Consider the following 20,546-nt stretch of genomic DNA (forward strand, 5'->3'; position numbering starts at 1 on the left):
TCCATATTCCTCAATTCATATACCGATACTCCCGCAGTTTCTCCAAAATCGCGACTTCTTTCATCAGTTCTTCACCGACATTCGTTTCTTTCACTTTCTTACGCTCCAGCTCTTTGTCAACTAATCGTTTCACTGTTAAGACGTCGGTTCCGGTGCTCAGCACTTCGGCCTTGGAGTTAAAGTGTTTATGGGCGACGAGCTGCATGCCGTAGGAGTTGTATAAGAGCGTGTAGCCAGCGATGCCTGTTGTGGATTGGTAGGCTTTGGAGAAGCCGCCGTCGATGACGATCATTTTTCCGTTTGCCTTGATCGGATCTTCGCCTTCGATTTCTTTTACCGGCGTATGGCCGTTGATGATATGGCCATGATCCGGGTTGAGCCCGAATTCCTTCAGGATGTTTCGGCAGGCTGCCTCGTCTTCACGCAAATAGTAATACGGGTTTTTCTTTTCTTTATGCGTTTCCTTCTCTTTGATGAAATACCGCTCAAAGGTGGTCATGGCGCGTTTTCCGAAGAGGGAGGAATACTCGCCTGTCCATAAGTACCAGACCATATCTGTCGCCAGGTCATCGGTTTCTTCCGGATGGGCAAACGCTTCCCGTAAGAACCGTTCAAATACATCGAGAAGCTCACGGCCCGCATAAGCTTTATCCTCAATCATCATCGTTTCCATATTGCCGTTTTCGTCAACAGGAATACAGCCGTGAATCAACAGGTTGCCGTTATATTTTAAATACAGGCTGCCTTTTTTCATCATAAAATTCATATGGCGGCCCAGCTTTTCGGAATTCTGGACAGAGAACAGCAGCTTGTCCATGACTTCTGCTTCTTCTTCTAATAGCTGATCGGGCTGTTTGGGATTCACTGTCGCGAAGCAGGTGTTTTCCAGTTGATACGTTTTTCCGTTCAGCGTGATTTCATTGCGGTCATAATCAATCTTTTCCAGTAACAGCCGTTCTTCCATATTAAAATCCGGCCGTCTCTTAATAATCGGGCTCTCAAGCTTGAATTGGATCATCGCGATCGCCTGATGGATTTTTGTGATTTGCTTAATCTCATCTTCCGGTCTGTTTTCGGTTGCTTTCGGGCGGAAAGCCGGGTTATCATCATAATATTTTTCGGCAAGGTTCAATAGCGGTCTCAGATTGATGCCGTAGACGTCTTCAATAATGTCCAGGTTGTCATAGCGGGCACAGATACGGATAATATTGGCCAGACATACTTTGGAACCGGCATAGGCGCCTATCCAGAGAACATCGTGATTCCCCCATTGAATATCCACTGAATGATAGTTGATCAGTTCTTCCATAATCCTGTCCGGCTGCGGTCCGCGGTCATAAATATCGCCGACAACATGCAGATGGTCGACCACCAATCGCTGAACGCTGTAAGCAAGCCCGCTGATCAGCTTATCAGCTTGGCCGAGCGCGATGATCTGTTCTATGATTTCGGAGTAATATTGTTCTTTGTTGGCGGCTTGTTCTGTTTTGTACAGCAGCTCTTCGGAAATATAAGCAAATTGGGCAGGCAGCGCTTTGCGCAATTTGGAGCGGGTGTACTTGGAAGAACAATATGAAACGAGCTTAATCATCCGATGAATCGTTTCTTTATACCACTCGTTTAATGCCGCTTTCGTATCAAAGTCATGTTTGATCAGCTTCAGTTTGTCCTCCGGATAATAAACCAAAGCTGCCAGTTCATCAATTTCTCTATCGTAAATGACGCCGCTGAAAATATCGCGGATCTTCTCTTTTACTCTTCCTGAACCGTTCCGCAGCACGTGCTGGAATGCCTGATACTCTCCGTGCAGATCACTGACGAAATGCTCGGTTCCTTTCGGCAGGTTCAGTATCGCTTTCAGATTAATGATCTCTGTGACCACTTTTTCTTCACAATCGTATTTTTGTGCGAGCAGATCTAAATATTTGGTTTCCAATCTCGTCCATCCCCTTTTTATTTACGAGCGATTGCATGATAAGGTGAATTTAAAGTATGACATAATGTTTACATCATTAGACCTTATATGATAGTACCTCATAAGTCCTTTTTGAGACAAACAAAACAGAAAATACGGCGCTTAAGGCATCAACATATACCTTCCGCAGACAGCTCATCACCCTATTGACAAATGATTAAACTTCCATTAAAATAAAAAGTTAGCTGATAGTTATTTCTATCGGAAACTTAATACGTAGCAGGCTATGATTGCTGTGGGTCGCACTACAGCAGGAGCGGCTTCTGGAGAGACCGCGGGTTTTCCGCGGCGCCGAAGGGTTCACAATCTCAGGCAAAAGGACAGAAGAGTACCGAATATGTATTTGGCATGCTGTTGATTGTCAGCGGCGCAAATATAATTTGATATTCTTATGACCATGAGATTGGAGGGCATCCAATCTCTTTTTTTATTGGCTTTATTTTCTCGTCGTTCATCAAAAAGTAAGGAGGAGTCAGGTGTGGAACAGCGAGAGCTAAAGAGGGACTTGTCGAATCGGCACGTGCAGCTGATCGCCATTGGCGGCACGATCGGCACCGGATTGTTTTTAGGGTCTGGTAAGGCGATTCAGCTGGCGGGTCCTTCTATCATCTTTGCGTATTTTATTGTAGGTATTGCGCTTTTTTTCGTCATGAGGGCGCTGGGAGAACTGCTGTTATCTAAAGCGGGGTACCAATCATTAACGGATATTGCCGAGGCGTATTTAGGGCCGCGTGCGGCGTTTGTCACCGGCTGGACTTATTGGTTTTGCTGGATTATGACGGCTATGGCGGATGTGATCGCCGTCGGTGTATATGTGAAATATTGGTTTGACATTCCGCAGTGGGTTCCTGCACTTATCTGTTTGCTCATTTTATTAGGGCTTAATCTGTTAACGGTCAAGATTTTTGGAGAATTGGAGTTTTGGTTCGCCTTAATTAAGGTGATCACGATTCTTGCGTTAATTGTCATCGGTGTAGTTTTGCTGGTGATTGGGTTCAAAACGCATACCGGAACGGTTTCAGCGGCGAATCTGTGGGAGCACGGCGGCTTGTTTCCAAACGGGTTTTCAGGCTTTTTGCTGTCGTTCCAGATGGTGATCTTCGCTTATGTCGGTGTGGAATTAGTGGGTGTGTCGGCAGCGGAGACATCAAATCCGAAAAAAAACATTCCGTCCGCTATCAACAAAATCCCCTTGCGTATTTTATTTTTCTACGTGGGGGCATTGATCATTCTTTTATGTATTAACCCTTGGACGCAGCTGAATGCGGCGGAAAGTCCTTTTGTGAAAACCTTCAGCTTAGTCGGCATTCCGGTGGCCGCGGGGATCATTAATTTTGTCGTATTAACGTCGGCCGCTTCTGCTTGTAACAGCGGGATGTTTTCTACAAGCCGGATTTTGTATAACTTAAGCAAAACGAAACAGGCGCCGGCAAGTTTCGCGAAGCTGAATAAAAACCATGTGCCGAGCAGCGCATTATGGGTATCGGTCATTGTGCTGTCAGCGGGCGCTCTTTTAAGCAAATTGATACCGGAAGAAGCGTTTGGCATCGTGACCACCATCAGCGCAATTTGTTTCATTTGGGTGTGGGGCGTGATCCTTGTCTGTCATATCAGATACAGGAAAACCCGTCCGGACTTACACGCAAGCTCGTCTTTCAAGGCGCCGTTCGCGCCGTTTATCAATTACGCCGTGCTGGCGCTGTTTGCCGCCATTCTGGTGATTATGCTGTTTGCGGATGCGACGCGCCCGGCTTTGCTGCTGACGCCGCTATGGTTTATTGGACTGTTTCTTATCTATCGGGCGAGAGGGAGCAAGACATAAAGGTTATGAATGAAATAGTCATCAGAATTTCACGAAAAAGACAGCATACCGCTTGCAGTATGCTGTCTTTTTCTTTCGTTGACCAGGCGCATATAGGAAACAAGCTATTTGTGCCTTAAAGGGAACGGTGGATAGCGACAAGCCTTATATAAATAGATTAGAGAGTCAACAACTAAAAAAGACTCGAATCATTTTATTAAAAGAAAAAGTATGCCTCCCAAAATACAAATTAAAAAAAAGAAAATGGATGAGTCAGTAAAAGACTTTCTTTGCAATTCAAATAACCCCTTTCTAATTAAAGGAAAAAAGTAGTAGATATAAATGGAAATATATTGATATTTTAACAAGGGTAATGTTAACATTACCCTTAAAATTCAAATGATATAGAAAACAGGCGAAAAAGTGGGAGCAGCTGCAAAACGATGAGGAAAAGCATGTGTTGGCGGAGCAAACCCTAACTGATAACATAAAAAGCCGCCATTCATATGGCGGCTTTTTTACATTAATTCCGGATCAAATAATCAAATGCGCCTAAAGCGGCAGTTGCACCTGATCCCATTGAGATAATGATTTGGTTGTACGGGCCGTCTGTGCAGTCCCCTGCGGCGAATAGGCCGGGAACGCTTGTTGCGCCGCTCTTATCGACGATGATTTCGCCGATGCGGTTGCGTTCGACAGTTTCGTCTAACCATTCTGTATTAGGCACGAGACCGATTTGGACGAATACACCTTGAAGTTCAACGTGTTTTTCTTCGCCTGTTTCACGGTCAACGAACGTAATGCCGTTTACGTTTTGGTCGCCTGTGATTTCTTTCGTTTGTGCATTTTTGTGCACAGTGACGTTTGGCAGGCTGTAAAGACGTTTTTGCAGGACTTCGTCTGCTTTCAGTTCAGGCGCGAACTCCAGCACAGTCACGTGATTGACGATACCTGCAAGGTCAATCGCCGCTTCGATTCCGGAGTTTCCGCCGCCGATAACGGCTACGTCTTTGCCTTCAAACAATGGTCCGTCACAGTGCGGGCAGTATGCAACACCTTTGTTCTTGAACTCTTGCTCACCAGGTACGTTGACATTACGCCAGCGGGCACCTGTTGACAGGATCACTGTTTTACTTTTCAGTACAGCGCCGTTTTCGAGTTCAAGTTCGAAGAAGTCTTTTTTCTCAAGGCGTTTCGCGCGCTGAAGGTTCATGACGTCAATATCATAATCTTTCACGTGCTCTTCAAGGCTTGCAGCGAGCTTCGGTCCTTCAGTCGCTTTGACGCTGATGAAGTTTTCGATGCTCATGGTGTCGAGTACCTGGCCGCCGAAGCGTTCAGCGACGACACCGGTGCGGATGCCTTTACGCGCCGTGTAGATCGCCGCGCTTGCGCCGGCAGGTCCGCCGCCGACAACAAGAACGTCAAACGGCTCTTTGTCGGCAAACTCAGACGCATCTGCGCCGCTGCCCATTTTCGCGAGAATCTCTTCGATGGTCATACGGCCGCTTCCGAAAGATTCACCGTTTAAGAAAACAGTCGGAACAGCCATAATGTTTTTGCTTTCTACTTCTTCTTTGAATGCCGCGCCGTCAATCATTGTATGAGTGATATTCGGGTTGAGCACGCTCATCATGTTTAATGCTTGGACGACATCAGGGCAGTTGTGGCACGTCAGGCTGATATAAGACTCAAAACGGTATTCTCCGCTGATGTTCTTAATCTGGTCAATGACCTTTTGATCAGCCTTAGGCGCTCTGCCGCTGACTTGAAGCAATGCCAGCACTAATGATGTAAATTCGTGGCCGAGAGGAACACCGGCGAATGTAACGCCTGTGTCTTCTCCGGTACGATTAACGCTGAAGCTCGGTGTTCTGTTTAATTCAGTTTTTTCAACTGAAATTTTAGATGACATGGAAGCCAGTTCGTCAACGAGAGCCAGCATGTCCTTAGAAGTGTCATCATCACCGGCGCTTACTTTGAGAACAATGTCGTTCTCAATTAGCTGCATGTATTGATTTAATTGTGCTTTGATATTTGCATCAAGTACCAATTGAATGCACTCCTTAGATTTTACCTACCAAATCAAGGCTAGGTGTAAGTGTTTCGCCGCCTTCTTCCCATTTAGCCGGGCAGACTTCACCTGGGTTTTGACGAACGTATTGAGCTGCTTTTACTTTGTTTACAAGGTTGCTTGCGTCACGGCCGATACCGCCTGCATTGATTTCAACTGTTTGGATCACGCCATCAGGATCGATGATGAATGTTCCGCGGTCAGCAAGACCAGTTTCTTCGTCAAGAACGTCGAAGTTGCGGGAGATCGTTTGAGATGGGTCACCGATCATTGCGTAAGTGATTTTGCCGATTTTTTCAGAGCTGTCATGCCAGCCTTTGTGTACGAAGTGAGTATCTGTAGAAACAGAGTATACTTCCACGCCTAATTCTTTCAGTGCAGCGTATTGTCCTTGAAGATCTTCAAGTTCAGTCGGGCAAACGAAAGAGAAATCTGCTGGGTAGAAGCAGAAAACGCTCCATTGACCTTTCAAATCTTCGTTTGTTACATCGATGAATTCACCGTTTTTGAAAGCTTTTGCTTCGAATGGCAGTACTTCTTTTCCGATTAAAGACATAATATCTTCCTCCTGAAATGTGATTTTAAAATATATTAAAAAGACAAAGCATTCACTTTATCTTTCAATAATAATTCTAATTATATATAGATTATTAAATAACATTTATTTTTTGTCAAGCTATATGAGGTATTATTTTCTGCTTTTTTTGCTTTATACGTTAAAAATCGCTTGGTATAAGCGGTTTGGCGCTGTTTATCACGTTCAGCGCCGGGCGGAAGGGGGATTCTCAATTGGTGAAACGAAATAGTGGGATTCAACCCCTCTATATGGCAGTATAAACCAAAGGGGGTATGATCATGCAAATAAATAACATTACTTTGTACAGTTGTGCTTTAGAGGAGACGAAAGACTTCTACGTAGGGGTGTTGGGTTTTTCTTTAGCGGGTGAGTCCGATGATTCGTTTACAATCAAGGCGGGAGAAAGTGAATTGGAATTCAGGCGCGCCGATTCTCAATCTCATCCGGCGTATCATTTCGCGTTTAACATTCCGAATAATCGTTTTGATGAGGCGAAGGCGTGGATAAAGGATAAAGTCGTTTTTCAAACGGAAGATGGGGAGGATGAGGTGTATTTCTCTCATATACATGCGCGTTCCTTTTATTTCAAAGATCCGTCCAACAATCTGGCGGAATTCATCGCGAGAGACACATCGCCGGCAAGCGCGGAACGTTTTTCGATTGAGTCCGTCCTGAATATCGGCGAGGTGAATCTGACGGCTGCCGAGGTGGTATCGACCGGGAAGGAGCTGCAGCGTTTCGGTATACCGGTGAGAGACGGCGCGCCTCTTAAGGAGAACGGGTTTCATTTTATGGGTGATTACAATGATGGGGCGTTTTTGCTTTTAGGGCGGAACGGGCGCCGCTGGATTTTTTCTGATCAGCATGCGGAGTTTCATCCGCTGTCTGTCATTGTGAACGGGACGATCCGCATTGAGGCTGACGGAAAAGGCGGCATTGACATCAAGCCGGCGCAGCCGTCATAAAAAAGCCCGGGCTCAAAAGGCCCGGACTTAAGGACATTATTTATAAACAACCCGGGTGCTGCACATGATGTCGTGCAGCGTTTTTTTCTCTCCGAAGGCACCCATAATGAAACCGATATAAAGAATGACCTTAGATATGATATAAGCGAAAGCGCGTCCGAAGGCCTGGCCGATGGAAACGCGTCCGCCATCTTCATTGACGACCTTAAGGCCGAGCAATGCTTTTCCCAGTGTCCCCTGCATCTTTGAGGCTGTGAGCAGGCTGAAATATAAGATGCTGATCACAAAAGAGCTCACAAGAATCGGGATGACGCCGAACACCAGAAAAGAGATGTTAAACTGATTTTCGGTCATGAAGGGGTCAGCCGCCGCAACGCCTGCCGCAAATAAAAAACTGACTGCAAATTGAATGATAAAAATCGGAATTCCTATAATGATCTGATCAATGACATACGCCAGAAACCGAATCCAAAATCCTGCCGGTCTTTCCATGTATCTTTTTCTCTCCCTTGCTTTAATCTGCCATATTATACGTAATCATGCCGGATTTTGCAACGGAGCTTAAGCTTCTGCGAGCGGCCTCTTTCCCCATGCTAAGCGTCCCATGATCAGCCCGAAAGCCAGAAGGGCAAACATGATGCCGCACCACATCAGCTGATGGATTCCCAAATGTGAAATAAACCAGCCGCCCGCCGCCGTTCCGATGGTGATGCCGAGGTTGGAAAAGGAGACAAACAGGCTGTTGCCGAATTCGGGGGCCTCCTTTGCTTCAGCAGTAAGCCATGTCTGACTCACAATGAGACCGCCGGAATGAACGGCGCCCCATACGAAGACAAGGACGGCCATCGGTGCGAAAGACGTCCCAAACCCATATATGAGCAAGTAGGCGGCTGTATAAAGAAGCGGAAACAGGATGACGGTCTTTTTCATATTTTTGTATAACAAAGCGCCGAAGACGAAATTCCCGGCTATCATAATCACCCCGAAGCTCATCAGCATGAAGCTGACCCATGTGCCGTTCATATTGGACACCCGTCCGAGGTACTCCGCAAAATAGCTGTAGACAGAAAACATGGCCGCAAAGAGACAGGTAACGGCAGCGATATTAAGCCACAAGGCCGGTTTGCGAAGGATGCCGAGCTGGCTTCTGAAAGACATTTTTTCTGTGACCGGCATGGATGGCAAAAAGAGAAGAATGCCCATGAACGCGATGAGACTGACGATCGCGCCGAATAGGAAGGCTGATTCAAGGGAGAGACGCTCAGCCAGATAGGATGTGAAAGGGACGCCGAACGCAAAGCCGGCGGTGATGCCTGAAAAGACTTTCGTTACGGCTTTTCCGGATTGGCCGGCGGGAACAAGGCGGGCCGCGGCCGCAAGCGCTACAGAAAAGAACACGGGGTGGCATAAAGCCGGAATGATCCGAAACGCAAGCATGACACTGAAATGCGCCGTATACGCGTAGACTGCATTAGAAACGGCAAACATCAGCACCGCCAAAAGCAGAATGTATTTCCGGTTTATACCTGAGGCAAGCAAGGTCAAAAACGGTCCCGACACAGCGACGATGAATGCGAAAATACTGACAAGCCACCCCGCTTTTGAAGCGGCCATTTGAAATCTGTCCGCCACTTGCGGAAGAACGCCGATAATGCCCATCTCGGTCGTGATAATCCCGAAAACCCCTAGTGCCAAAAATAGAATGAAGATGGAACTGCTTTTTTTCATTGTTATGTATGCCTCCTTTTATAACTACATATACAGAAAAATAGATATGTTAGAACAAAAAAAGCCCTCCTTTCATGGTTATAGCTGGTGCTGAACATAGTCAGCGAAGGCTTTAATTTGTTTTTCATTCCTTCTGTAATAGGTCCACTTTCCGATTCGTTCAGATTCCAGCAGGCCGGCTTTTTGCATCGTCAGCAGGTAGCTGGAGATGACGGACTGCGCAAGCCCCGACTTTGCCTGAATATCACCGACGCAAATTCCGGTGCGGAAACTGAGGCCCTGCTCAAGATAAGGCCTTTCATCAAAATGGTCCTCCGGGTGTTTAAGCCATGTCATAATATCACTTCGTGTTTTGTTAGATAGCGCTTTATGAATCAATATCGGTTCCATAACGTTTATTATATCTATTTTTCTGGATTTGTAAATTCGTTTTTGGTAAAACATTCTCAAATTAAGTAAATATCGTGTTAAAATATAACATATTATCAGATTACCGGTAAAAAATCCGGGTATTTGTCAGGAGGATATTCACATGAATCAAAAGAAAAAAGGTACGGTCACGGTGACCTTGCTGTCCGCTCTGATGTTTTGTCTGTTGCCGGTCATCGTCTCGCTTTCTCCGCTTGCAGAAACGGGGCCGAACGCGAATCGTTTTAACTCCGCGGGCATGTGGGCCGCCGTCGGTCAGATCCTTGTTATATATGCGGTCCCGCTCATTATGTATGTTCTCGGTGTTCGTGGCATGAAAATCATCATGGCCGTTTTTTGCGGAATCGGGCTTATCATTTGCGCGGCTGTCTTGTTGGTGGCGTTATTGACCGCCATTTCCTTAGGGCAGGAGCTGTCTCTTTATTACGGTCTTCTCGTTTGGTCAGGCGCGGCTTTTATCGTCAATGTGGTGTGGTACATTGCCGCGTTTCGTTCCTCTCCGAAACATCAGCAGCAGTCTATGTGACATTTGTTCTATAAATCTACTTAAAATACAAATATTTCATAGAATGATTATGGTATGATTATAGCGGTATAGCAGTTTTTAATAGAAACGGGAGGAACTTACATTGAAAAAAAAGACAGCTTCACTTCGAATGAAAACATTGGCAGCCGGCGCTGCGGTTGCTGCGGCTTTATCTGTGGGAGCGGTTTCTGATCTGCCGGGGGCAAAATGGCTGCATCCGGCGGCTGCTCAAGCTGCGGAAACGATATTTAAACAAAATCATGCGGCATCCGGTTTCTTGACGGGACGGTATGACGCGCAGGCCATGTCTCCGACGATGTTCAACTGGTCAAGGGAAAGCCGGTTCACAAGCACTGCCGACGGCGCGTTAAAATGGGAAAAGAATGTCCCGGCCAACCCTCAAAACGGTGCGGGAGCCGCGGTTGACGGAGACGGCACCGTATTTATTCAATCAAAAGACGGGAAGCTGACGGCATATCATCCGGACGGTTCTGTGAAATGGGTGACGGAAAACCTCGGGACAACTTATACGCTGACTCCGGTGCTCGGAACAAACGGTGTCATTTATCTTCCTTCTCACGATAAAAAACTGTATTTCATCGACAAAGAAACCGGAAATATTTTAACATCGGTTCCGCTGAGCGGAGCGCCGAGTTCCGATGCGGCTATCGGCTCTGACGGCACGCTGTATGTGTCGACGCTGGATAACTATATCTATGCGATTAAACCGACGTCGCCTTCGACATGGACGCAAAAGTGGAAATTTAAAACAAACGGCGTGGTCGGCTCCGCTCCCGTGTTAGCATCAAACGGCACGCTGTATACGGCAACGTACAATAATATCTTTTACGCGATCAATTCCGGAACGGGCCAAGTGAAATGGTCAAAAACGACGTCCAACGGGTTTAAAGGTTATCCGGTTATTGATAGAGACGGCACCGTTTACGCCGGAAACCAGGACGGCAGCTTATACGCCTATACATCAACGGGCGCTGTAAAATGGACGTTCCCGTTAAACGGTTTCTCCAGCTCTTCATTAGCGATTGACCATAACGGCAATGTGTATATTGGTTCGGGAAGCGGCGAGCTGTTTTCCATCAGCAAAACCGGTAATATGAACTGGTCTTTCTATACGGACGGGCCTGTGAGAACGGCGCCGCTGATTGATGCAGACGGCAATGTGTACTTCGGCTCTGACGATAAAAACGTCTATGCGGTTGACGCTGACGGTAATGAAAAATGGCGCTATCAAACAGACAGCAATGTCATTTCCTCCCCGGTTCTGGCTGAAGACGGCACGCTTTACGTCGGCACTTATACGAAACTGCTCGCATTCGGGGCAAAAAAATAATAAAAAAGAATCCGCGTCATCTGCGCGGATTCTTTTTTTATTTAGAGGCTTGAATAAAAACGCCTTTTTCATGAGAAAATTCTTTAAAGCCGTACACACCGTGATATGAACCGATTCCGCTCGTATTAACGCCGCCGAACGGAAGGTTAACGTCAGTGAAATGAACGACGACATCATTGATAGAAGCGTTGCCGGACGTCGTGTGCTGCAGGACATAATCGATCAGCTCCTGATTACGGCTGAATACATATAAGGCAAGCGGCTTGTCCCGGTCAGTGATGTAATCAACGGCTTCACTGATATCTTCGTAATTCATAATCGGCAGAATCGGTGCGAAAATCTCCTCCTGCATGATCTTCATATCAGGCGTGACGTTTGTCAGCACGGTCGGAGAAATCGTGCGGTCATACGCATCGAATACGCCGCCGAAGGCCGTTTTCGCCCCTTTTTCAATGGCATCATCATATAGAGCTTTGACACGGTTAAAGTTGCGCTCATTGACAATCTGCGTGAATTTATTGCGGTCAACCGTATGATCATCCTCCATAAAACCTGCATTGACAATGGTTTGCAGGAGATCTGTAAAGGTGTCCTGTACATCTTCCTTCATAAGGAGATAGTCAGGAGCGATACATGTTTGCCCCGCATTGACAAATTTGCCGACGGCGATTTTTTTCGCTGCGTCCATTAAATCATAGCCGCTGTCAATGATCGTCGGGCTTTTTCCGCCAAGCTCAAGCGTGACGGACGACAAGTGCTTCGCCGCTGCCGTCATGACGATTTTGCCGACATTCGTGCTGCCGGTGAAGAAAATGTGGTCAAACGGCTGGTCGAGCAGTTCTGTCGCGACATCAACCTCACCTTCAAAAATGGCGACTTCTTTTTCATGAAATGCTTCACGAATGACTGTCGCGGCAATATGGCTCGTCTCCATCGTAAAGTCAGACAGCTTCACAATCGCGCTGTTGCCGGCCGCAATGGCGGCGGCAAGCGGAGCCATCGTCAGCATAAATGGATAATTCCATGGGCCGAGAATTAAGGTGACGCCTTTTGGCTCGTACATTAATACGCCGTCAGCGTCGGGGCTGACGGATGAGCCGACGCGTTTCGGCGCCATCCAGGTGTCGAGATTGTTCATATTATCTTTAATCGCCTTGATCGTTCCCTGCGTTTCCGCTCTTTTCACCTCATGATAAGGCTTGCGGACGTCCCGTCTGATCGCCTCGATGATTTCTTCTTCATGAGCGGTGACGGCATCTAAAAAGCGCTGAAGCTTTTCTTTGCGCTGCTCGGCTGTTGAAGCACGCAGTGTTTTTTGATTTTTTTTCTGAAGCTCAAAGACGCGTTTGATGTCTGCTTTTATATGCTGATCCATCGGTCTTCCTCCTCTGGTTGCTTTTTTGTTTCTTCAGGGCCTATTATAGTGTGATGTGATTTTGCGGCAAAGACAGCGTAAACGCATCTATACGTTACCGTACAAATTGCGGTGATCTGTCTAATGAAAGGAGTGTCTCTTATGCCGGATTCTGTGACAACTGACATCAAACAAGCGCTCTTGGTTATGCTTGGGGAGCGGGATATCCGCCGTGTGACCATGAAGGATATCGCCGAACGGGCGCACGTGAGCCGGGGGACACTGTACCTTTATTACGAGGATAAATATGCAATTTTAGAAGATATAGCGGAAGAAATGAAGGACGGGCTGAGTGAAGCGCTGTATGATTCGCTGAAGCATAAAGATGTGCTTCATTTAAATGGCGGCTGGCAAAAAGTGCATCCGACCCTGTCTTTTGTTGACCGGCACCGGGTGTTTTTCCAAACGATGATGGATCGTCAAAAAATGCCGTATTTTCACTTTCATGCGTTTTTTAAAGATGTATTCCGGCATGATGTGCTTTTGTCACCGGTGAATGCAAATTTCTCACCGACCGAACAGGATATGTACATTCATTACCGCTCTTTATACACGTATGCCATTGTGTTGTACTGGCTGAATGAGGAGCCCGGGGCATCACCGGAAGCGATCAGCGGGCAGGTGTGGGATTTGATTTCTCAAAAACGGTTTTACTGGCTGTTCGGCCGCCGGGTGCCGGAACAAGAAGAAAAAAAGCCCGCCGACCGGCGGGTGGCACGGACGAGGCAGGCCTTGCAAGAGGCTATGATCGGCTTAGCAGCGGAAAAAAAGGATTACGCGGCGATTACGATTTCCGATATTGCCCGTCAAAGCAACCTCCGCCGTGCCACTTTTTATGACCATTATGCCAACAAAGAAGCGTTGCTGAAAACGATCATTCATCAATCATGCCGGGAGCTGATCGGATTATTGACGGTAAAGGGAGATCCTGCTGACTGCTCCATGGAAGAAGCGGAAGCTGCGCTCGTCAGACTTTTTTCCGCACTGTCGGAAGGCATGCCGCTCGTCCATTTTTTGAGAGAGGGTTCCGGAGTGCCTGACGTCATCCCGGAAATGTTCAGAGCGCTGCAATCGTTTTATCTTCATCAGCCTCTGCACATTCAGGCGGGCAAAAAGCTCTATGCATACTATGTCGCATCCATGCTCGTCGGTCTGATTCAATATCGCCTTCATGAAGGAAAAGACCACGCGCCGGACATGCTGGCCCGGGAATTTCTCCAGTTTTTGGATGTGAAGAAGTATCGGGTGATTTTGCTGTGAAGATGATGAAAAAGAACTCCAAAACAGGCGGAGTTCTTTTTTTCTGTTTTCTTTGAGAAGTGCCGATATGAAGTGTCCGGCTAAAAAGAAAACCTGCCATATGACGCCAGATCAGCATTTCTGCTGCCAAACATGACAAATGTCATATTCGGGGCATGATGGCTGCTACTACAAAAGCGTCCGGCGCCCCGTTATACTTGGGATCATAATGAAAAAGAAGGGACGTGACATCCATGATCAATCACGCCGCAACTCAAAAACAAGCGTCTTTAAAAAAGCAGGTTGCCGCATTTTCCGGCGCCGATACAAAGCATAGTGTCATTCAGCTTCTCAACACGTTTGTACCGTTCTTTGCCCTTTGGTTTCTTGCTTACTTCAGCCTCGATGTCTCCTATTTTCTGACCCTCGCCTTTACTGTAATAGCAGCGGGATTTTTGACAAGAATCTTTATTATTTTCCACGACTGCTGCCATCAATCCTTTTTCAAACAAAAGAAGCTGAACCGGCTGTTTGGGTTTATTTCAGGTGTGCTGACACTGTTTCCATTCTCTCAATGGCAGCGCAGCCACTCCATTCATCATGCGACAAGCAGCAACTTAGATAAACGGGGAACAGGCGATATTTGGATGATGACCGTCAAGGAATACAACGAAGCGTCAGCCTGGACAAAAGTACGCTACAGACTTTATCGCAATCCGTTTATTATGTTTATTCTCGGCCCGATTTACGTATTTCTGATTAAAAACCGTTTCAATGTAAAAGGCGCCCGCCGCAAGGAACGCTGGAACACCTATTTCACGAACGCGGCGATTGTCTTATTGGCTGCTGCGACATGCCTGCTTGTCGGCTGGGAAAACTTTTTGCTTGTTCAGGGTCCGATTTTCCTTATTTCGGGGTCAATCGGCGTCTGGCTCTTTTATGTCCAGCATACGTTCGAGGATTCTTATTTTGAAGCCGATGAGCATTGGGACTATGTGCAGGCCGCGGTAGAAGGAAGCTCCTTTTATAAGCTTCCGAAGCTTTTGCAATGGCTGACGGGCAATATCGGCTACCATCATGTCCACCACTTAAGCCCGAAAGTGCCGAATTACAAGCTGGAAGCGGCTCACGAGGGGCACGAGCCTTTAAAAAATGTACCGACCATTACGCTTAAAACAAGTCTTGAATCCATGAAATTCCGTCTGTGGGATGAGGATGAAAAGCAATTTGTCACCTTTCGGGAGGCGCGGAAAACACCGCCGCCCCAGCAGGTGCCGAAAGAACCTTTAAAGAAAAATGCCTGATATGGCGCGCGGCTCTTTCTGTTATCAGAAAGGGCCTGCTCTTTATGTGTGAGGATGCAATAAAGGCGGCGTTTTGGTAAAGTGATGGTAGACACAAGCGGCAGAAGGTGGAATAAGGATGAAGAAATATTTTAAATTTCAAAAACTGAATGGGATTTCTCCTTATATATGGACGATTTTTTTCATCTTGCCTTTTTATTTTATTTTTAAAAGCTCTTCTACCTTTGTCATCGTGGCCGGCATCATTTTCACGCTTGTTTTCTTTGGCGCATATCGCTTTGCATTTGTTGCAAAAGGCTGGCCGGTTTACTTATGGGCGCTTCTTCTGATCGGCATTTCGACCGGATCAGTCATGCTGTTCAGCTATATTTATTTCGCTTTCTTTATCGCCTACTTCATCGGCCATATCCGGGACAAAGTTCCATTTTACATCTTATATTACATTCATATCATCAGTGCGGCGATTGCCGTCAACTTCAGCCTTGTTCTGAAAAAAGACTGGTTTTTGACGCAAATCCCGTTTATCGTCATTACTCTGATCAGTGCCATCCTGCTTCCGCTCAGCATTCGAAGCAGAAAGGCACGAGAGCGCCTCGAGGAGAAATTAGAATATGCAAATGAACGAATCGCGGATCTTGTGAAGCTGGAAGAAAGGCAGCGCATCGCCCGGGACCTTCACGATACACTTGGACAAAAGCTCTCCTTAATCGGACTGAAAAGCGACCTTGCCCGGAAGTTGATTTACAAGGACCCTGAACAGGCCCGCACTGAGCTGAAAAGTGTTCAACAGACGGCCCGCACCTCCTTAAATGAGGTCAGACAAATTGTCTCGTCGATGAAAGGCATCCGATTGAAGGATGAGCTCAGCAATGTTCGGCAAATTCTTGAAGCGGCAGGAATTGAATTTGTGTATGAAGAAAAAGAAGCGCCAAAACATATCTCTCTGCTGAACGAAAACATCGTCAGCATGTGCATTAAAGAAGCCGTCACCAATGTCGTGAAACACAGCGGCGCCAAAGTATGCCGCATCACCATTCAGCAGCTTTGGAAAGAGGTTGTCATTACGGTAGAAGATGACGGCAGCTTTCAATGCAGAGAAGATCGCTTTTTTTCACAGGGAAACGGCCTGCTTGGAATGAGAGAACGGCTTGAATTCGCGAATGGCAGTTTAGCCATCGATACAGCTGCCGGAACAAAGCTGACCATGAGAATCCCAAATGATTCAAAATCAAAAGAAAAGGATGGTAGCAGATGATCAACATCTTCATTGCCGAGGATCAGCAAATGCTGCTTGGCGCACTCGGTTCGCTGTTGAATTTAGAAGAGGATATGACGGTTGTCGGCCAAGGCACAAGCGGCCAGGATGCCATCGATTTCGTCGAAAAACACGCTCCTGACATCTGTCTGATGGATATTGAAATGCCCGGGGTATCAGGACTTGAAGCGGCGGAAAAACTCAAGGACAGTGATGTGAAAATCATCATTTTGACGACCTTTGCCCGCTCCGGCTATTTTCAGCGGGCGCTAAAAGCGGGCGTCAGCGGTTACATGCTCAAGGACAGTCCGAGTGAGGAGCTCGTCAGCGCCATCCGCAGCGTTATGAAAGGAAGACGCGTCTACGCCCCTGAATTAATGGAGGACATCTATGGTGAAGAAAACCCGCTGACTGAACGGGAAAAAGCGGTGCTCGAACTCGTCGCAGACGGGAAAAATACGAAAGAAATCGCAAACGCCCTCAGCATCAAAAGCGGTACAGTCCGCAATTACGTTTCGATGATTCTGGATAAATTAGAAGTGAAAAATCGAATTGAGGCCATTACCCGATCAAAGGAAAAGGGCTGGTTTAAGTAACCAGCCCTCCTTGTTCAGCCAGTGTTTTTGCACTGGCTTATTTCTTTTTCGCCGTCACTCTGTCTCTTCCTTCCACTTCTTATCAATCAGCATTTTCCCCGGCCATGTGTATGCCATGATGCCGCCGTCTGCTGTGATGTCTTCTCCTGTGACGTAAGAACTGTCGTCTGAAGCGAGGAAGAGCGCGACAGCCGCCATTTCTTCCGGTTTTCCGAGCCGGCCGAGCGGCGTGATCCATTTGTTGGCTTCACGGAACGCCTCGCCCATTTCGTCTTCTTTCGTGCCTGCCAATTTATCAATGAGCGGCGTTTCAATCGTGCCCGGCGATAAGGAATTGACACGGATTCCGTTTCTGGCGTAATCAATGGCCATCGCTCTCGTCAGGTTCGTGATTCCGCCTTTTGCGGCGTTATAGCCGGAGCGGTCAAGGTCTGCAGCCCGGCCTGACATGGAGGAGGTGTTAATGATAGAGCCTCCCTTTTCGAGCATAAGCGGAATGAGATATTTGCTGCACAGAAATGTGCCGCGCAGATCGACGGCGATGATCCGGTCAAAAAGCTCGACCGGGTATTCATGGACTTTGCCGCCCTCTTGGTCAACACCGGCATTGTTAAAAAGAATATCAATTGTTCCGTACTTTTGCTGAATGCCGTCTGCAAAAGACTTTACGTTTTCTTCATCTGATACATCAAGATGAAAGGCCTCTGCTTCTCCGCCGTTTTTTCTGATGGCGCTGACGGTTTCATTCAGTTCGCTTTCATTGATGTCACCGCAGATCACGCGGGCGCCTTCATCGGCGAAAACCCGTGCCGTCGCTTGTCCGATGCCTGTCGCGGCCCCTGTGATGATTGCGGTTTTGTCTGTTAATCTTCCCATATTGCGATTCCTCCTTTTTCTATATCTGTTCCCGCTGAATAGGGGGATAAACATATAGAACTCCATTTCTAAATACCTATTAAATATGTTAATATTATGTATATACATCATTGGGAGGCTTACATATTTTGAAGATACATCATAAGAAGGAGATAGCGTTTTATTGTTATACCGTTGTCCCTATATGGTTTGCTATCTCCATCGTCATCGCTATTTTTTCTCATGACATCACATTTCCTCTCACCGTAAGAAATGTTCTGCATGAGTTTTTGCGAAACATGGGATCTCTTCTCTTATTTAGTTTGTTTTTCTACCCGTCATACATATGGATGAAGAAGGAATTCGGCCGCTGGAAAGAAGAAGAAAAGAGAGGATGATCAGCATTCTCTCTTTTTTATTGATAAAATGGGTGAAATGAATCCATTAACATGTTAAATTTACAATATATGCATCTGCTGATTCAGTTGACAATTGTCACCGCATATGATAAATAGATGCTGAAAAGATTTTACATACCATCAAAGCATAATTAAAGGAGAGATCTGAAGTGCGGAAAAAAAAGTTTAAAGCAGAATCCAAGCGTTTGCTGGATATGATGATTAACTCCATTTATACGCAGAAGGAAATTTTTCTCAGAGAGTTAATTTCCAATGCGAGCGATGCGATTGACAAAATCTATTACAAGGCGCTAACCGATGATTCTTTAACGTTTGATCAAGACAATTACTACATAAAAGTGACGGCGGACAAAGATGCAAGAACGCTCACTGTCACAGATACCGGTATCGGAATGACAAAAGACGAGCTTGAACAGCATCTCGGAACGATTGCGAAAAGCGGTTCACTCGCTTTCAAGCAAGAAAATGACACGAAAGACGGCCATGACATTATCGGCCAGTTCGGCGTCGGGTTTTATGCGGCGTTTATGGTGGCTGATAAAGTCACGGTGAAAAGTAAAGCGCTCGGCAGTGACGAGGCGTATGTATGGGAGTCGGAAGGGGCTGCCGGCTACACGATCGAGCCGTGTGACAAGGAAACCGTCGGTACTGAAATCACCCTGAAAATAAAAGAAAACACAGAAGATGAAAGCTATGATGAGTTTTTAGAAAACTACCGCATCAAAGCGATCGTGAAAAAGTACTCAGACTTTATCCGCTACCCGATCAAAATGGAAGAGACGGTCAACAAGCCGAAAGAGGGCAGCGAGAACGAGTTTGAAGAGGTTCAGGAAGAACAGACGGTCAACAGCATGGTGCCGATCTGGAGAAAAAACAAAAGCGAGCTGACGGATGAGGATTACGAGGCTTTTTACGCTGAAAAGCATTATGGCTTCGATAAACCGCTGACCCACGTGCACATCAGCGTCGATGGAGCGGTGCGCTACAATTCGATTTTGTTTATTCCGGAAAACATGCCGTTTGACTATTATACGAAGGAATTCGAAAAAGGATTGGAGCTGTATTCCAACGGCGTGCTGATCATGAACAAATGCGCCGACCTGCTTCCGGATCATTTCAGCTTTGTAAAAGGCATGGTGGATTCTGAAGATCTGTCGCTGAACATTTCCAGAGAAATGCTGCAGCATGACCGCCAGCTGAAGCTGATTGCGAAAAACATCAATAAAAAAATCAAAGCCGAGCTGAAGAGCCTGCTGAAGAACAAAAGGGAAAAATACGAATCTTTCTATGAATCTTTCGGCAGACAGCTGAAATTCGGCGTCTACAATGATTTTGGCGCGAATAAAGACGTATTAAAAGACCTGCTTCTTTTCTATTCTTCTAAAGAGAAAAAGCTCGTCACACTGGATGAATATGTGTCCAGAATGCCTGAGGATCAAAAATATATCTATTACGCGTCCGGCGATTCATATGAGCGGATTGAAAAGCTGCCGCAAACTGAAATGGTGGCGGACAAAGGCTACGAGATTCTATATTTCACGGAAGATATTGATGAGTTCGCGATCAAAATGCTGACAAGCTATGAGGAAAAAGAGTTCAAATCCGTATCTAGCGCCGACTTAGGCATCGACAGTGACGAAGATGAAAAGCAGACTGAAGCCGAAGAAAACGAATATAAAGACCTGTTTGAAAGCATGAAAGACATTCTTGCGGATAAAGTCAAGAATGTCAGAGCATCAAAACGCTTAAAATCTCATCCGGTCTGCTTTGCGACAGACGGCGAAGTGACGATCGAAATGGAGAAAGTGTTAAACGCCATGCCTGACAGCCAGCAGGTCAAAGCGGAAAAAGTGCTGGAAATCAACCCGAATCACGAAGTGTTTGAGACGTTAAAGAACGCGCACGGACAAGATCGGGAAAAGCTTGCTTTATACACAAATCTTCTCTACAATCAGGCGCTGCTGATTGAAGGGCTGCCGATCCATGATCCGGTCGAATTTACGAATGATATTTGCAAAGTTATGGTATGACGCCAAAA

Annotated in this window: 17 protein-coding genes and 1 riboswitch; of the genes, 9 read left to right on the plus strand and 8 right to left on the minus strand. The window is 46.5% G+C overall.

The annotated features are described in order from the left end of the window. Positions 1 to 10: 10 nt before the first annotated feature. Positions 11 to 1,936 carry a fructose-1,6-bisphosphatase gene (fbp, locus tag Y79_RS0109200; RefSeq protein ID WP_016937399.1) on the minus strand — a complete coding sequence of 642 codons (1,926 nt, stop codon included), beginning with the start codon at positions 1,934 to 1,936 and terminating at the stop codon, positions 11 to 13. 292 nt (positions 1,937 to 2,228) lie between these two features. Beyond that, a riboswitch (glycine riboswitch) is annotated at positions 2,229 to 2,309 on the plus strand. A gap of 144 nt (positions 2,310 to 2,453) precedes the next feature. Here fbp and Y79_RS0109205 point away from each other — a divergent pair. After that, positions 2,454 to 3,797 (plus strand): amino acid permease, encoded by a 1,344-nt coding sequence (locus tag Y79_RS0109205; protein ID WP_016937400.1) that lies wholly within the window; start codon positions 2,454 to 2,456, stop codon positions 3,795 to 3,797. Between the two features lie 502 nt (positions 3,798 to 4,299). Here the strand turns inward: Y79_RS0109205 and ahpF are convergent. Together ahpF and ahpC are read right to left on the minus strand one after the other, a co-directional pair. Then, positions 4,300 to 5,829 carry an alkyl hydroperoxide reductase subunit F gene (gene ahpF, locus Y79_RS0109210; protein WP_016937401.1) on the minus strand — a complete coding sequence of 510 codons (1,530 nt, stop codon included), beginning with the start codon at positions 5,827 to 5,829 and terminating at the stop codon, positions 4,300 to 4,302. A gap of 13 nt (positions 5,830 to 5,842) precedes the next feature. Next, the gene (gene ahpC, locus Y79_RS0109215; protein ID WP_004393188.1) at positions 5,843 to 6,406 is read right to left on the minus strand and encodes an alkyl hydroperoxide reductase subunit C; all 564 of its coding nucleotides are present in this window, start codon (positions 6,404 to 6,406) and stop codon (positions 5,843 to 5,845) included. Between the two features lie 299 nt (positions 6,407 to 6,705). On the opposite strand from ahpC, the gene Y79_RS0109220 reads away from it, so the two are divergent. Beyond that, positions 6,706 to 7,392: a VOC family protein gene (locus tag Y79_RS0109220; protein WP_016937402.1), complete on the plus strand. Its 687-nt coding sequence runs from the start codon at positions 6,706 to 6,708 to the stop codon at positions 7,390 to 7,392. A 36-nt stretch (positions 7,393 to 7,428) separates the two neighbouring features. On the opposite strand, the gene Y79_RS0109225 is transcribed toward Y79_RS0109220, so the two are convergent. The 3 genes from Y79_RS0109225 to Y79_RS0109235 all read right to left on the minus strand — a co-directional run bounded on the left by Y79_RS0109225 (position 7,429) and on the right by Y79_RS0109235 (position 9,510). Further along, positions 7,429 to 7,884, minus strand: coding sequence for an RDD family protein (locus tag Y79_RS0109225; protein WP_016937403.1), 456 nt, complete (start codon positions 7,882 to 7,884; stop codon positions 7,429 to 7,431). A 69-nt stretch (positions 7,885 to 7,953) separates the two neighbouring features. Further along, a complete protein-coding gene (locus Y79_RS0109230; protein ID WP_016937404.1) occupies positions 7,954 to 9,120 on the minus strand; it encodes an MFS transporter in 1,167 nt (388 codons plus the stop codon). 78 nt (positions 9,121 to 9,198) lie between these two features. Then, the gene (locus Y79_RS0109235) at positions 9,199 to 9,510 is read right to left on the minus strand and encodes an ArsR/SmtB family transcription factor (RefSeq protein ID WP_015240918.1); all 312 of its coding nucleotides are present in this window, start codon (positions 9,508 to 9,510) and stop codon (positions 9,199 to 9,201) included. Between the two features lie 142 nt (positions 9,511 to 9,652). On the opposite strand from Y79_RS0109235, the gene Y79_RS0109240 reads away from it, so the two are divergent. Next, positions 9,653 to 10,075, plus strand: coding sequence for a DUF5391 family protein (locus Y79_RS0109240; protein WP_016937405.1), 423 nt, complete (start codon positions 9,653 to 9,655; stop codon positions 10,073 to 10,075). 130 nt (positions 10,076 to 10,205) lie between these two features. Further along, positions 10,206 to 11,426, plus strand: coding sequence for an outer membrane protein assembly factor BamB family protein (locus Y79_RS0109245; RefSeq protein ID WP_155816746.1), 1,221 nt, complete (start codon positions 10,206 to 10,208; stop codon positions 11,424 to 11,426). Positions 11,427 to 11,463: 37 nt separating this feature from the next. Here the strand turns inward: Y79_RS0109245 and Y79_RS0109250 are convergent, their stop codons facing one another. Further along, positions 11,464 to 12,801 carry an aldehyde dehydrogenase family protein gene (locus Y79_RS0109250; RefSeq protein WP_016937407.1) on the minus strand — a complete coding sequence of 446 codons (1,338 nt, stop codon included), beginning with the start codon at positions 12,799 to 12,801 and terminating at the stop codon, positions 11,464 to 11,466. A gap of 141 nt (positions 12,802 to 12,942) precedes the next feature. On the opposite strand from Y79_RS0109250, the gene Y79_RS0109255 reads away from it, so the two are divergent. From Y79_RS0109255 to Y79_RS0109270, 4 genes are all read left to right on the plus strand, one after another. After that, the gene (locus Y79_RS0109255) at positions 12,943 to 14,100 is read left to right on the plus strand and encodes a TetR/AcrR family transcriptional regulator (RefSeq protein ID WP_016937408.1); all 1,158 of its coding nucleotides are present in this window, start codon (positions 12,943 to 12,945) and stop codon (positions 14,098 to 14,100) included. 233 nt (positions 14,101 to 14,333) lie between these two features. Further along, positions 14,334 to 15,383 (plus strand): Delta(5) desaturase DesA, encoded by a 1,050-nt coding sequence (gene desA / locus Y79_RS0109260; protein ID WP_016937409.1) that lies wholly within the window; start codon positions 14,334 to 14,336, stop codon positions 15,381 to 15,383. Between the two features lie 118 nt (positions 15,384 to 15,501). Then, positions 15,502 to 16,638: a sensor histidine kinase gene (locus Y79_RS0109265; RefSeq protein ID WP_016937410.1), complete on the plus strand. Its 1,137-nt coding sequence runs from the start codon at positions 15,502 to 15,504 to the stop codon at positions 16,636 to 16,638. Further along, positions 16,635 to 17,234: a response regulator transcription factor gene (locus Y79_RS0109270; protein ID WP_016937411.1), complete on the plus strand. Its 600-nt coding sequence runs from the start codon at positions 16,635 to 16,637 to the stop codon at positions 17,232 to 17,234. The genes Y79_RS0109265 and Y79_RS0109270 overlap by 4 nt, the downstream gene beginning before the upstream one ends. Before the next feature lie 54 nt (positions 17,235 to 17,288). On the opposite strand, the gene Y79_RS0109275 is transcribed toward Y79_RS0109270, so the two are convergent. After that, the gene (locus Y79_RS0109275; protein ID WP_016937412.1) at positions 17,289 to 18,110 is read right to left on the minus strand and encodes an SDR family oxidoreductase; all 822 of its coding nucleotides are present in this window, start codon (positions 18,108 to 18,110) and stop codon (positions 17,289 to 17,291) included. 547 nt (positions 18,111 to 18,657) lie between these two features. Here Y79_RS0109275 and htpG point away from each other — a divergent pair. Next, positions 18,658 to 20,538: a molecular chaperone HtpG gene (gene htpG / locus Y79_RS0109285; protein WP_016937414.1), complete on the plus strand. Its 1,881-nt coding sequence runs from the start codon at positions 18,658 to 18,660 to the stop codon at positions 20,536 to 20,538. The last annotated feature ends 8 nt before the right edge of the window (positions 20,539 to 20,546 follow it).

The sequence above is a fragment of the Bacillus siamensis KCTC 13613 genome, assembly GCF_000262045.1.
GTDB classification, from domain to species: Bacteria; Bacillota; Bacilli; order Bacillales; family Bacillaceae; genus Bacillus; species Bacillus siamensis.

Excerpts from the sequence above, each read along its gene's own strand:
- ahpC (WP_004393188.1), bottom strand. The coding sequence starts at position 6,406 with ATGTCTTTAATCGGAAAAGAAGTACTGCCATTCGAAGCAAAAGCTTTC.
- Y79_RS0109220 (WP_016937402.1), top strand. The coding sequence starts at position 6,706 with ATGCAAATAAATAACATTACTTTGTACAGTTGTGCTTTAGAGGAGACG.
- Y79_RS0109225 (WP_016937403.1), bottom strand. The coding sequence starts at position 7,884 with ATGGAAAGACCGGCAGGATTTTGGATTCGGTTTCTGGCGTATGTCATT.
- Y79_RS0109230 (WP_016937404.1), bottom strand. The coding sequence starts at position 9,120 with ATGAAAAAAAGCAGTTCCATCTTCATTCTATTTTTGGCACTAGGGGTT.
- Y79_RS0109235 (WP_015240918.1), bottom strand. The coding sequence starts at position 9,510 with ATGGAACCGATATTGATTCATAAAGCGCTATCTAACAAAACACGAAGT.
- Y79_RS0109240 (WP_016937405.1), top strand. The coding sequence starts at position 9,653 with ATGAATCAAAAGAAAAAAGGTACGGTCACGGTGACCTTGCTGTCCGCT.
- Y79_RS0109245 (WP_155816746.1), top strand. The coding sequence starts at position 10,206 with ATGAAAACATTGGCAGCCGGCGCTGCGGTTGCTGCGGCTTTATCTGTG.
- Y79_RS0109250 (WP_016937407.1), bottom strand. The coding sequence starts at position 12,801 with ATGGATCAGCATATAAAAGCAGACATCAAACGCGTCTTTGAGCTTCAG.
- Y79_RS0109255 (WP_016937408.1), top strand. The coding sequence starts at position 12,943 with ATGCCGGATTCTGTGACAACTGACATCAAACAAGCGCTCTTGGTTATG.
- desA (WP_016937409.1), top strand. The coding sequence starts at position 14,334 with ATGATCAATCACGCCGCAACTCAAAAACAAGCGTCTTTAAAAAAGCAG.
- Y79_RS0109265 (WP_016937410.1), top strand. The coding sequence starts at position 15,502 with ATGAAGAAATATTTTAAATTTCAAAAACTGAATGGGATTTCTCCTTAT.
- Y79_RS0109270 (WP_016937411.1), top strand. The coding sequence starts at position 16,635 with ATGATCAACATCTTCATTGCCGAGGATCAGCAAATGCTGCTTGGCGCA.
- Y79_RS0109275 (WP_016937412.1), bottom strand. The coding sequence starts at position 18,110 with ATGGGAAGATTAACAGACAAAACCGCAATCATCACAGGGGCCGCGACA.